The following is a 13,011-nucleotide window of genomic DNA, read 5'->3' as shown; positions in this document are numbered from 1 at the left end:
AATTGATGAATTGGGTTATTAGGGGAAGACGACCATGGAATTATCAACAACAGTAATAGAATTACGTTATGCGTTAGACACATTTTTCTTTTTGCTGTCTGGCGCATTAGTGATGTGGATGGCGGCAGGTTTTGCGATGTTAGAAGCAGGCCTTGTACGTTCGAAAAACACCACTGAAATTTTAACTAAAAATATCTGTTTATACGCTATCGCTTGTACCATGTATCTACTGGTTGGTTACAACATTATGTACGTCGATAATAGTGCGGGTGGTTGGTTACCCTCGTTTGGAGCATTAATTGGTACGCAAGCTGAAGGCGCTGATCACTCTTTAGAATCTGACTTCTTTTTCCAAGTTGTCTTCGTTGCGACTGCGATGTCTGTTGTTTCTGGTGCGGTAGCTGAACGTATGAAGCTATGGTCATTCTTAATCTTTTCTGTAGTGCTAACAGCGGTTATCTATCCTGTAGAAGGTTACTGGACATGGGGTGGTGGTTTCCTATCAGAAGCAGGCTTTAGCGACTTTGCAGGTTCAGGTATTGTACATATGGCAGGAGCTGCAGCAGCACTAGCGGGTGTATTGTTACTGGGAGCACGTAAAGGTAAGTATGGTAAAAATGGCGAGATTTACCCAATTCCGGGTTCAAACATGCCACTTGCGACATTAGGTACATTTATTCTGTGGTTCGGTTGGTTTGGTTTCAACGGCGGTTCACAGTTAATGGTATCTGACTTTGAAAACGCAACGGCTGTTGGTCAAATTTTCCTAAATACGAATGCCGCAGCTGCCGCTGGTGCCATTGCAGCACTAGCAGTATGTAAAACAACATGGGGTAAAGCTGATTTAACTATGGTGTTAAACGGCGCGTTAGCCGGTCTTGTAGCTATCACGGCAGATCCATTATCGCCATCACCTGTTGCTGCGTTAATTATTGGTGTGGTTGCTGGTGCATTAGTTGTGTTTAGTATCATTGCGCTTGATAAAGTGAAGATTGATGATCCAGTAGGTGCGATTTCAGTACACGGTGTATGTGGTTTATTTGGTCTAATGGTCGTGCCATTTAGTAATGCTGATGCAAGCTTTATGACTCAGTTATTTGGTGCTGCGGTTATCTTCGGTTGGGTGTTTGCAGCAAGTTTAGCGGTATGGGGTGTACTAAAAGTCACGGTTGGTATTCGCGTAACAGAAGAGGAAGAACTGGAAGGTATGGATTCACATGATTGTGGTGTTGACGCCTACCCAGAATTTGTTAGCGTGAAATAAAATATAAGTAATTGATTAATTTATAGATAAAAACTCGCCACCTAGAAATGGGTGGCGAGTTTTATTTTTGATTGTAATAAATTGTAACTACTGGATTGCGAAGGTAAGTGTTTTACGTATAATGAATCTTATTGAGAAACGTTATCATTACATTTTGCATTTAAGGGAATAATCAATGAAAAAGCTTTTAGCTTCAGCAATCCTTATGGGTTTAGCCGCTCCTCAAGTTGCCACTGCGGCTGAAGAGGTTAATGTTTATTCATACCGCCAACCTTTCTTAGTTGAGCCTATGTTTAACGAATTCACAAAAGAAACTGGTATTAAAGTTAATGTGAAGTTTGCTAAAAAAGGTCTTGCTGAAAAGCTTGAGCAAGAAGGTGAATACAGCCCTGCTGATGTTGTCCTAACAACCGATATTAGCCGTTTGGTAGAGCTATCTGATAAGAAATTAGTTCAGCCAGTGGATAGCAAGCTGATTGATGGTAATGTTCCTGCACAGTTTCGTGATAACGAAGATGAGTGGTTTGCTCTAACATTGCGTACGCGAAACGTATATTCATCAAAAGATCGTGTAGGTAAGCTACCAGCGTCTTTTGATTATGCTGATTTAGCAAAGCCTGAGTGGAAAGGTAAAATTTGTACACGTTCAGGTAAGCACCCATACAATGTTTCACTCGTTTCATCGATGATTGCACATTACGGCGAAGCAGAAACGAAAACATGGTTAGAAGGTGTGAAAGCAAACCTTGCTCGTAAACCTCAAGGTAACGACCGCGGACAAGTTAAAGCGGTTAAAGAAGGCCTATGTGATTTAGCGATTGGTAACAGCTACTACCTAGGTAAGATGGTTAACGATGAAAACCAAAAACCATGGGCTGAAGCGGTTTATATTAATTTCCCAGGTCAAGAAGGTAATGGTACGCACGTTAACGTAAGTGGAATGGCAATGGCGAAATACGCGCCAAACCAAGCTAACGCACTTAAGTTAATGGAATTCTTAACGTCTGATAAAGCACAAGAAATGTACGCTGAAGTGAACTATGAATACCCAGTTAAAGAGGGTGTGAAGCGCTCAGAGCTTGTGGCATCTTGGGGTGATTTTAAAGCTGACGATGTATCACTAGACAAGATTGCACAGTACCACAATGCAGCAACAAAACTGCTGGATGAAGTGAAGTTTGATCTGTAATTAGTTACAAAATAAATGGGGTGCTAAGCCCCATTTTTGCATCATGCTTGGTAAATTTCACAATAAGTTGTGGTAGTTTCCTCTTCCCATCACTAGGGAATGTCGATACTTAATCTTGCCGTTTTTCTTATGGTTGAGATATTGGAAAATACTAAGTAGTAGTCAATGAAAGAAAAGTTTTTGTTCTGGAAAGCCGGTAGTTGGACCTTTGCTCTGCTACTGGTTTTTCCCATTCTGGCAATATTTTTTACTGCAATGGGTAATTCAGATGAGGTGTTTGGTCACCTAATGAATACGGTGATGCCTACCTATGCCTTTAATACTGTTGCTTTAGTTTTTGGCACTGTACTGTTATCTCTGTGCTTCGGTCTTCCTACTGCTTGGTTAATGGCAATGTGCCGCTTACCAACTGAAAAAACACTTCAATGGGCACTTGTTTTACCTTTAGCTATGCCCGGCTATATTGTTGGTTACCTCTATACTAATTGGTTTGACTACGCGGGCCCAATTCAGATTTTTTTACGTAGTATGTTCGGCTGGCAGCATGTTAGTGACTACTGGTTTCCTGATCTTCGCTCATTAGGCGGGGCATGTTTTGTTTTAGCGTTAGTACTGTATCCTTATATTTATCTTCTTGTTCGTGCTGCTTTTATGGAGCAAAGCGTCAGCTTATTGCAATCAGCACGTTTGCTTCGTTGCACACCCTGGGAAAGTTTCCGCCGCATTTCACTGCCGTTAGCACGTCCGGCTATTGCTGTTGGGGTGTCGCTTGTGGCGATGGAAGCATTAGGAGATTTTGGTACGGTTAGTTACTTTGCCGTTAATACACTAACGACAGCGGTTTATGATACGTGGCTAGGTTATTCTAATCTTTATGCTGCCGCGAAAATATCAGCCATCATGTTGCTTGTTATTTTCTTTTTGATCAGTTGTGAGCGTTTCAGTCGTCGTAAGCAAAAGATGTTTCAACATCAATGCGATAACGATGGGGATGTTAAGTACAACTTAAGAGGATGGAAAAAGTGGCTAGCACTCGTATGGTGTTGGGGGCTTGTTGGCTGTGCTTTTATTTTTCCTCTGCTACAACTGGGTTATTACGCTGTTGAGTATTTTAGCCAAAGTTGGACACCTGAATTTAAACAGTACAGCTTAAATAGCTTATTTGTCTCGATTACTGCTGCTGTTATAGCGGTAATGTTAGGGCTTTTGGTTAACTTTTATCGACGCCTTGATGGTAACGGTCTTAGCCAAATACCAATCCGTTTATCGTCATTAGGCTACGCAGTACCGGGTACTGTGTTGGCGATAGGGGTGATGATCCCACTAACCAGTGCTGATCATCTGGTTAATGATATTGCGATTAGCTTAGGGCTAGGTCGTCCGGGGTTAATTTTCTCAGGCTCGATATTCGCGATTATTTTTGCCTTTGTGGTCCGTTTTGCTGCCGTTGCGATTGGTAGCATTGAAACAAGTTTAACTAAAGTATCGCCATCATTAGATATGGCGTCGAAAACCATGGGTTATGCCTCAACGGCGATGTTGAGAAAAGTCCATTTGCCGTTAATACGTCGGGGTTGTTTAATTGCGGGGTTACTGGTGTTTATTGAGTCTATGAAAGAGCTCAATGCAGCCTTACTATTACGGCCATTTAATTTTGAAACCTTAGCGACTTACGTATTTAATTTTGCGTCAGATGAACAGCTAGAGCTAGCTGCATTACCGGCTATTTTGCTGGTGGTTGTGGGTTTAATTCCCTTGGTATTGGTTAACCGATCTTTGGAGCAAAAGAACTAATGAAACATGCATTATCTGTCAGCGGCTTAACCTGTAGTTACCATGGTCAGGCTGTGTTGCAAGACTTATCGTTAGCGGTTAACTCAGGTGAGATCGTTTGTCTGCTAGGCGCAAGTGGCTGTGGTAAGACAACGCTGTTAAAAGCGATTGCAGGATTGCTGCCTTTAGAACAAGGCTTAATGTCGATTAATGGGCGGACAATTGTTGATAAGCAGCAATGGGTACCACCAGAAAAACGTAATATTGGGATGATTTTCCAAGACTATGCCTTGTTCCCGCATTTAACCGTGGCGCAAAATATTGCCTTTGGTCTACGCCATTGGGATAAAGCCCGTACAGACGCCAAGATCCAAGAAATGTTAACCTTGGTGCATTTAACAGGGTTAGAGGATCGTTATCCACACCAATTATCAGGAGGACAACAGCAACGTGTCGCGATTGCTCGGGCACTGGCGTGTGAGCCTGATTTGATTTTGTTAGATGAGCCATTTTCTAACATAGATACACAAGTACGACATAGTTTGATTCGTGATATTCGAAAAATCTTTAAAGCGCAGGGAGTGACAGCGATCTTTGTTACCCATAGCCGTGAAGAAGCTTTCGCTTTTGCTGATAAAATGGCAGTAATGAATCATGGTGTGATTGAACAATTTGGTAGTGCTACAGAGTTGTATTATCAGCCAAGTAGTCGATTTGTTGCTGATTTCCTCGGTACCGGGTCTTACCTTCCAGCGACGGTAAAAAATCAAACGCGTTTGCTGACACCATTAGGTGAGTTAGCGTTAGCGTCTAATGAAACGTTACTTGATGAGACGTCTGTTGATTGGCTATTAAGGCCACAAAACTTGCGTGTCATGCTACAAAACGATGGTGATGGTGAAATTATCGAACAACAATTCATGGGAGATAGCTGTCGTTACACGGTTGATTTTTCAGGTTATAAATTGATTGTTAATTCAAATTTATTGATGAATGTTGGCGATCGTGTTGCAGTTGAAGTTGAGCCCCATTTACCAGTGGTGTTTGCGGTTGCGTAGCTGTTTGCAAAGAGATAGTTGAGCTCAATAATAATAAAGCCTGCATGATGCAGGCTTTATTATTTATGCACTTGAATTAGCGATTTAAAGCTAATGCTTCAAGGTAGATTTCAGCTTGTTCTTGGAGTGCAGTTTGATCTGGCAGTAAATTAGCTTGGATATAAATTACGTAACAAATACCGTGTAATAATTTCGCTAAATCATCGGCTTTTTGTGCGGTAGTAATTTCACCATTATCGATAGCTTGGGCAAACGCATCACGTACTTTATGAAGGTTATTACGGTTGGTTTCAACAAATTGTGGCCATACTTCATCACGTACCGAAGTACTCCATTCAAACCATACTTTAATCCAATCTTGTTGCTCTAAAACTGTATCGATAAGATTGTGACTTATACAGGTTAAACGTGCATGCAGTGTCTTGTTTTTATCACCCAAACATTCTTCTAGTAATGCACTAAACTCGTTTTCAACTTCAATGAGTACTTGTTCAACCAGTGACTCACGGGTTGGAAAGTAATTAAACACAGTTGCAACAGAAACGTTTGCCATTTCAGCGATATCAGCATGCCCTGCACGACCGATACCTCTTCTGGCAAAAACTTCTAATGAGTAATCAAGAAGTTGTTGTCTTCTCTTTTCAGGTGAAAGACGAGTACGGGTTTTTTTTGTAATCGTATCCATAATTAATAATCCCTAGCCTAAGAATAAAAACTGTTTATGCATCTGCTTTAATAAAGCTAGGTTACATAATAAACAACTGTTCGGCAAATATAACTAATCTAAAGTGTTTCGGATTATTGACACTATTGATTAAATAACCATTATTTCTGAGGAGTGGTACAATGCGATTCCTTTGAAATAAGTAGCCTGTGATGGCTAGTGCAGTCGCACAAGTGGAGAAGAAAATGAAACATACAATTGAAGTAATGATTTCTGAGCAGGAAGTTCAAGAACGTGTTAAAGAGCTAGGCAAGCAAATTACTGAGTGTTACAAAGATTCAAAAGATCTAGTGATGGTAGGTTTATTGCGTGGTTCTTTTGTGTTCATGGCAGATCTTGCACGTGCGATTGACTTGCCTCATGAAGTCGATTTTATGACTGCATCAAGCTACGGTAATACGATGGAAAGTAGTCGTGATGTGCGGATTTTGAAAGATCTTGATGATGACATCAAAGGCAAAGATGTACTGCTGGTAGAAGATATTATCGATACCGGTAATACATTACATAAAGTGTACGAGATCTTATCGCTGCGTGAACCTAACTCGATTCGTATCTGTACCTTACTTGATAAGCCAGAGCGTCGTGAAGTGGACGTGAAAGTTGATTGGCACGGTTTTGTTATTCCTGATGAATTCGTTGTGGGTGTCGGTATCGACTACGCACAAAAATACCGTCATTTACCTTTCATTGGTAAAGTGGTTCCGGAATAAAAAAAAAGCGACCTGATGGTCGCTTTTTTTATCATGATCGATTCTAAAGCTTAGTTAGTTTTTTCAGTAATATGATCATTGATAGACTGTTCTAACGGTGGCAGCAGTGAAGACATTGCCGATTGGTAGCCGACTTCAAGCGTTTCACGACTGGTTGAGGTAACACCAAGATCTTTAAGTACGCCATTGCTTGTACTATAGATCCAACCATGAATCTTCACTTCTTGTCCGCGTTCCCATGCTTGCTGCAAAATGGTTGAGTTACCCAAGTTATAGACTTGCGAGGCTACGTTAATTTCAGATAATTTATCATCCCACTCTTGGCGAGGAAGGGCACCTAAATCAGTACGGTGCTTTAAGTAAAGGTCGCGAATATGCAGTAGCCAGTTATTGATTAAACCTAGCTGTGGGTTTTCAATGGCAGCGGTAACGCCACCACAGCCATAGTGACCACAGATAATAATATGTTTTACCTTCAGTACATCAACAGCATACTGAACCACGGATAAACAGTTAAGATCGGTGTGGATCACTTGGTTGGCTACATTTCGGTGGACGAATAATTCACCAGAGACAAGTCCCGTTAAACGTTCTGCGGGAACACGACTGTCTGAACAACCGATCCAAAGGTATTGTGGATGTTGTCCTTTTGCCAGTTCGGTAAAGTAGTCAGGATCTTCATTTTTAATGTTCTCTGACCAAGATAGGTTGTTTGCGAAGAGCTGCTTAATATCTGCCATGATGATACCTTATATTGATATGTTCCTTACTATACACAAGCTTCGCTAATAGCAAATCGGATTAGTGATAGATAATTAATAATTCCTTTTAATTTTGTAACAGAAAGATTGCAATTTATGAACGCTTTAGAAATAAAAAATGTAAGAAAAACTTACAAAGGCGGTGTGGAAGCTTTAAAGAATATGAGCTTAACCGTTGATGAAGGGGATTTTTTTGCGTTATTAGGGCCTAATGGTGCGGGAAAATCGACCACTATTGGCATCATTAGCTCACTGGTGAATAAGACCTCGGGCTCGGTAAAAATCTTTGGTTATGATTTAGACTCTGAAAAAGTCGATGCGAAAAACCAGCTAGGGTTAGTGCCACAAGAATTTAATTTCAATCCTTTTGAAACGGTTGAGCAAATCGTGATTAACCAAGCAGGTTATTACGGTGTAGAGCGATCGCTTGCTAAAGAGCGTGCTAAGAAATATTTATCACAGCTTGATTTATGGGGTAAGCGCAGTGAGCGTGCGCGTAATTTATCCGGTGGGATGAAGCGTCGATTAATGATCGCTCGTGCATTAATGCATGAACCTAAGTTGCTGATTTTAGATGAGCCAACCGCGGGTGTCGATATTGAATTACGCCGATCTATGTGGACGTTTTTACGTAAAATAAACCAAGAAGGGGTGACGATTATTCTTACCACTCACTACTTGGAAGAAGCCGAAATGCTGTGTCGTAATATCGGTATTATTAATCATGGTGAATTGATTGAGCATACCTCAATGAAACACTTATTGGGAAAGCTTGAATTAGAAACGTTTATTTTAGATATCAACCCGCAACAGACGCCACCAAACCTGATTGGCTTCAATAGCCTATTGGTTGATAGTGCGACGTTGGAAATTGAACTGAAAAAAGGCGAAAGTTTAAATCCTGTATTTAGTCAATTAACAGAGCAAGGGATTGAGGTTAAATCGATGCGCAATAAGAGTAACCGTTTAGAGGAATTGTTTGTCACTTTGGTACACCAAGCACAGAATAATAAAGGGGTTGAGGCGTGAAGAAACAATATTGGATCGCTTTTAAAAGCTTAATTGCCAAAGAAATCCATCGATTTACACGTATTTGGGTGCAAACGTTAGTCCCACCTGCCATTACCATGACCTTGTATTTCATTATTTTTGGTAACTTAATTGGTAGCCGAATAGGTGATATGGAAGGGTTTAGTTATATGGCCTATATCGTTCCAGGTTTGATCATGATGTCAGTGATCACTAATTCTTATTCTAATGTAGCGTCTTCTTTTTTTAGTGCTAAATTTCAGCACAACATTGAAGAGTTATTGGTTGCGCCAGTTCCTAACTACATCATTATTGCCGGTTATGTCGGTGGTGGTGTACTACGTGGTTTAGCCGTAGGGACATTAGTTACGATTGTATCATTGTTGTTTGTAAAGCTTCACATTGCACATATTGGTGTGATTGTAGCCACCGTGGTAATGACATCTATCGTGTTCTCATTAGGCGGTTTAATTAATGCGGTATTTGCCCGCACGTTTGATGATATCAGTATTATTCCAACGTTCGTGCTAACGCCGTTGACCTATCTTGGTGGGGTGTTTTACTCGATCAATCTACTGCCTGAATTTTGGCAAGGTGTATCGAAGATCAACCCAATCGTTTATATGGTGAATGCCTTCCGTTACGGCTTTCTTGGCGTCTCTGATGTGGGAATTGGTACATCGTTTGCTGTATTGAGTGTTTTTGTTATTGCGTTGTATAGCGTGGCATACTATCTAATATCACGCGGTATTGGATTACGTTCATAACGTGATATTTGAGATAAAAAAATACCGCTTAATGAGCGGTATTTTTTTATTAATCGTTATTACTAACGTTTATTCAGCGACATCTTCATCTGATGTTTGAGTCGGTCCCAAGTCAACAACTTGGTTATCAATCAGGCGGACTTTACCTAATTGAGATGACATCAAGATCACTGCTTGCTGAGTTCCTTCGGTTACAGGCAGTAAGGTGACTGCATCACGAATGAAACATTTATCAGGCTGTAAACCTGCCGCACGTAATTGATCATTGGCATCGATTACAAGCTCGTCATAGTCAGTGCGACCACCACGCATTTGGCTACTGACCCAACGCATAGTACGGGCAAGTACTGGCGCTCGTTGACGTTCATCAACGGTTAGTTTGCCATTGCGCGAGCTCATGGCTAAACCGTCCATTTCACGTACTGTAGGTACACCAACAATTTTGATATCAAGCTCAAGGTCGATAACCATTTGACGAATAAGTGCCAATTGTTGGAAGTCTTTTTCACCAAAGCAGGCTACATCTGGCTGAACAATATTAAAAAGTTTATTAACTATGGTTGCTACACCACGAAAATGACCAGGACGTAATTCGCCTTCTAAGATGCTAGATAGGACTGGCACTTCAACAAATGTTTGATTGTCTAAGCCGGCAGGGTACATCACCTCTGGCGTTGGTGTGAATACCACATCAACCATATTTTGTTGACTTAGTTTTGCAATATCTTGCTCTAACGTACGTGGGTACGTTTGTAGATCTTCTGCCTTATCAAACTGCATTGGATTAACAAAGATACTAGCAACAACAACATCGGCATGTTTACGTGCTTTACGCATTAGCGTTAAGTGACCTTCATGCAAATTACCCATTGTTGGAACAAAAGCGATACGGCGACCCTCACGGCGCCAGGTACGAATTTGCTCTCTTAGTGGGGCAATCTCGGCGAATGTTTGCATCTTTTATTCCTTATTCAAAGGTATGTTGAGAGCCTGGAAATTCACCTGTCTCAACATCTTTAATATATTTAGTGACAGCCGCACGCATGTCGCCAGTTTCTGCGAGGAAGTTTTTCGAGAACTTCGGCATATAATTGGCAGAAATACCGAACATATCGTGCATAACTAGAATTTGACCATCGGTACTGTTACCTGCACCAATACCAATCACAGGGATCTCTACTGCTTTGGTAATGCGCTCAGCAAGGCTAGCTGGTACACATTCAAGAACAATGATCTGTGCGCCTGCATTTTTTAATAGGATAGCGTCTTTAACCATTTCATCGGCTTTGTCGAGATCACGGCCTTGTACTTTGTATCCACCAAAAATATTGACTGATTGTGGTGTTAAACCGAGGTGAGCACAAACAGGGACGGCACGTTCAGCTAGCATAGAAATGGTATCTGCTAACCATGCACCACCTTCTAGTTTGACCATATTAGCGCCAGCACGCATTAGCTTTGCTGCATTTTCACAAGCTTGTTCTGGCGTTGCATAACTCATAAATGGCATATCAGCCATCAGTAATGCATTGGGGCTACCCGCACGAACACTACGCGTGTGGTAAGCGATTTCTTCTACAGTAACAGGAAGCGTATCTTCACGGCCTTGTAAAACCATGCCAAGAGAATCACCAACCAGTAATACTGGCATTTCCTGCTGCTCAAATAATTGAGCAAAACTTGCATCGTATGCAGTGACTGATGCGAACTTACGACCTTCTTGCTTCCATTTCATGAGATCGTTGATAGTAATTTTCTTCATAGCTTTTCCTCGCCCTGATAGATTTTTATTTTTGCCAGATAGCTAAGCCATTTAGGTCTACCTGATCCAATAGAGTGGATAAAGGGGTGTTGTCAGGTAGGGTTAACTTAGGGCTTATCTCAGCTAACGGGTAGAGTACAAATTCTCGTACTTTCATACCGTAATGTGGAACGGTTAAACGTTCACAGTGGTGCATGAGATCACCGTATAACAGAATGTCGAGATCCAAGGTTCTTGGCCCCCAACGTTCATTTTTACGTACTCGACCATGTTCAAGTTCAATGGCTTGGGTTTGATCAAGTAATGCGAGCGGCGCTAAATCGGTATCGATTGCTACCACGGCATTGATATAATCGGGTTGGTTCTGCGGTCCCATCGGTGTACTGCTATATAGGGATGAGACAGCAATGACCGTCATATCGGGATGTGCGTGTAACGCATCAATGGCGCTATTAGCTTGGGCGATAGGATCGCCCAAGTTACTGCCTATTGCGATATAAGCTCGGATCATGATGATTTCGGCTGTGGCTTTTTACGGCGTTGCTGCGGACGGCGACGACGTGGGCGACGACTGCCACTTTCATTCAGGTTTAACACCATTTTACTGCGTTGGTTGCGATCCACGTTTTGGAATTCACTCCACCATTGCGCTAACTCTTTAACATCATGACCTTCAAATAGGGCACGCATTTCTAAGAAGTCGTAAGCGGCACGGAATTTAGGGTGTTCCATGGTTTTAAACGCACGCTTGCCACTGCGACGAGCAAAACGTAATTGCTGTTGCCAAATATCGCGAACTGTCGTGGTATGGCGGCGTGGGATCGCAATCGTACGAACTTGATCATCAAGAATATCGTTACTAGCCATCATAAAGGCGTCGTAGAACGATAAACCACTGGCAAAAGACACTTCTTCTGCTCGGATCATCATTGGATACCAGAGCATTGCCGCATAGATAAAGGCAGGGTTTACGCGTTTATCTTCTGCAATACGCTTATCGGTAGATGCCAAGATGTGCTCAATCATCTTCTCTGTTTGGCTGCTATTATCTTCAGTAAAGTGCTCGGCCAAAATAGGGAAAAGTTGTTGGAACAGGTTGTATTCGCGTAGCATACGGTAGGTTTCTAAACCTTGCCCTGATTGCAGCAGTTTGAGGCTTTCTTCGAACAAACGTGCCGATGGAATATCTAGCATGAGTGGCGCAAGATCTTTGATCGGTGCTGCCGTTGCAGGATCTATTTCCATGTCTAGTTTCACCGCGAAACGTACTGCGCGTAGCATACGTACAGGATCTTCACGGTAACGGGTTTCAGGATCACCCATTAAGCGAACAATACGATTGTTAAGATCGTGAACACCGTTGGCGTAATCGGTCACCGTAAAATCTTTCACACTGTAATAAAGTGCGTTGATGGTGAAATCACGACGCTCTGCATCTTCTTCGATCGTGCCGTAGACGTTGTCACGAAGTAACATACCTTCTTGGCTACGCGACGAGATTTGCGGTTTTTGTTTGCTATCTTTTGGTGTCGTCGTTTGTACTGGCGCGTCGGAATGGTGTCCGCGGAATGTTGCCACTTCAATAATGTCACGACCAAATAGGATATGGGCAAGACGAAAACGACGACCAATTAAGCGACAGTTACGAAATAGCTTTTTAATGTCTTCTGGTGTTGCATTGGTTGCAATATCGAAGTCTTTAGGTTGTTTGTCTAGTAGTAAATCACGTACGCCGCCACCTACTAAGTAAGCGTCGTAACCGGCTTTGTTTAGACGATATAGTACTTTCAGCGCATTTTCGCTGATATCTTTACGTGAAATGCTGTGCTCTTGGCGTTGGTAAACTTGCAAAGTTTGTTCCTCTGGAACGCGAGTACTACTGTCGCGATTCAATACTTTACGGCAAAAGCTGGCTACTCGATTAAAGATAATACACCCCATTATGTGCATCTGGTTCAACAAACAGCCGTA

13 protein-coding genes are annotated in these 13,011 nt (G+C 41.9%); 7 read left to right on the top strand and 6 right to left on the bottom strand.

Going from position 1 to position 13,011, the window contains the following annotated elements:
- The first annotated feature begins 34 nt into the window (after positions 1 to 34).
- The 4 genes from C9J41_RS09320 to C9J41_RS09305 all read left to right on the top strand — a co-directional run bounded on the left by C9J41_RS09320 (position 35) and on the right by C9J41_RS09305 (position 5,284).
- Positions 35 to 1,264, top strand: a complete 1,230-nt coding sequence (locus C9J41_RS09320) for an ammonium transporter (RefSeq protein ID WP_107206573.1) — start codon at positions 35 to 37, stop codon at positions 1,262 to 1,264.
- Between the two features lie 175 nt (positions 1,265 to 1,439).
- Positions 1,440 to 2,453 carry a Fe(3+) ABC transporter substrate-binding protein gene (locus C9J41_RS09315; protein WP_107206574.1) on the top strand — a complete coding sequence of 338 codons (1,014 nt, stop codon included), beginning with the start codon at positions 1,440 to 1,442 and terminating at the stop codon, positions 2,451 to 2,453.
- A gap of 165 nt (positions 2,454 to 2,618) precedes the next feature.
- Positions 2,619 to 4,247: an iron ABC transporter permease gene (locus C9J41_RS09310; protein ID WP_107206575.1), complete on the top strand. Its 1,629-nt coding sequence runs from the start codon at positions 2,619 to 2,621 to the stop codon at positions 4,245 to 4,247.
- Complete coding sequence (locus C9J41_RS09305) at positions 4,247 to 5,284, top strand: ABC transporter ATP-binding protein (protein ID WP_107206576.1); 1,038 nt, start codon at positions 4,247 to 4,249, stop codon at positions 5,282 to 5,284. The genes C9J41_RS09310 and C9J41_RS09305 overlap by 1 nt, the downstream gene beginning before the upstream one ends.
- 76 nt (positions 5,285 to 5,360) lie before the next feature.
- Here C9J41_RS09305 and C9J41_RS09300 read toward each other — a convergent pair whose 3' ends face one another.
- Positions 5,361 to 5,969 (bottom strand): TetR/AcrR family transcriptional regulator, encoded by a 609-nt coding sequence (locus C9J41_RS09300; RefSeq protein ID WP_107206577.1) that lies wholly within the window; start codon positions 5,967 to 5,969, stop codon positions 5,361 to 5,363.
- 224 nt (positions 5,970 to 6,193) lie between these two features.
- Between C9J41_RS09300 and hpt the strand changes: the two genes are divergently transcribed.
- Positions 6,194 to 6,721: a hypoxanthine phosphoribosyltransferase gene (gene hpt, locus C9J41_RS09295; protein WP_107206578.1), complete on the top strand. Its 528-nt coding sequence runs from the start codon at positions 6,194 to 6,196 to the stop codon at positions 6,719 to 6,721.
- Positions 6,722 to 6,771: 50 nt separating this feature from the next.
- Here the strand turns inward: hpt and can are convergent, their stop codons facing one another.
- Complete coding sequence (gene can, locus C9J41_RS09290) at positions 6,772 to 7,461, bottom strand: carbonate dehydratase (RefSeq protein ID WP_105060977.1); 690 nt, start codon at positions 7,459 to 7,461, stop codon at positions 6,772 to 6,774.
- Positions 7,462 to 7,578: 117 nt separating this feature from the next.
- Here can and C9J41_RS09285 point away from each other — a divergent pair, with 117 nt between their 5' ends.
- Both C9J41_RS09285 and C9J41_RS09280 read left to right on the top strand, forming a co-directional pair.
- Positions 7,579 to 8,511: an ABC transporter ATP-binding protein gene (locus C9J41_RS09285; RefSeq protein WP_107260193.1), complete on the top strand. Its 933-nt coding sequence runs from the start codon at positions 7,579 to 7,581 to the stop codon at positions 8,509 to 8,511.
- Entirely contained in the window at positions 8,508 to 9,278 is a 771-nt protein-coding gene (locus C9J41_RS09280) for an ABC transporter permease (RefSeq protein ID WP_107206580.1), read from the top strand. The genes C9J41_RS09285 and C9J41_RS09280 overlap by 4 nt, the downstream gene beginning before the upstream one ends.
- 69 nt (positions 9,279 to 9,347) lie before the next feature.
- Here the strand turns inward: C9J41_RS09280 and panC are convergent, their stop codons facing one another.
- Genes panC through pcnB form a run of 4 tightly spaced genes read right to left on the bottom strand, consistent with a single transcriptional unit; the run spans position 9,348 to position 12,981 of the window.
- Positions 9,348 to 10,235 carry a pantoate--beta-alanine ligase gene (panC, locus tag C9J41_RS09275; protein WP_107206581.1) on the bottom strand — a complete coding sequence of 296 codons (888 nt, stop codon included), beginning with the start codon at positions 10,233 to 10,235 and terminating at the stop codon, positions 9,348 to 9,350.
- Between the two features lie 10 nt (positions 10,236 to 10,245).
- Positions 10,246 to 11,040 (bottom strand): 3-methyl-2-oxobutanoate hydroxymethyltransferase, encoded by a 795-nt coding sequence (gene panB / locus C9J41_RS09270; RefSeq protein WP_107206582.1) that lies wholly within the window; start codon positions 11,038 to 11,040, stop codon positions 10,246 to 10,248.
- A 25-nt stretch (positions 11,041 to 11,065) separates the two neighbouring features.
- A complete protein-coding gene (folK, locus tag C9J41_RS09265) occupies positions 11,066 to 11,551 on the bottom strand; it encodes a 2-amino-4-hydroxy-6-hydroxymethyldihydropteridine diphosphokinase (protein ID WP_107206583.1) in 486 nt (161 codons plus the stop codon).
- Positions 11,548 to 12,981 (bottom strand): polynucleotide adenylyltransferase PcnB, encoded by a 1,434-nt coding sequence (gene pcnB / locus C9J41_RS09260; RefSeq protein WP_255418315.1) that lies wholly within the window; start codon positions 12,979 to 12,981, stop codon positions 11,548 to 11,550. The genes folK and pcnB overlap by 4 nt, the downstream gene beginning before the upstream one ends.
- Positions 12,982 to 13,011: the final 30 nt, after the last annotated feature.

Origin of the sequence: Photobacterium sp. GB-50 (assembly GCF_003026755.1) — a bacterium.
Lineage (GTDB): Bacteria > Pseudomonadota > Gammaproteobacteria > Enterobacterales > Vibrionaceae > Photobacterium.
This window is presented reverse-complemented; position numbering and strand designations above follow the sequence as displayed.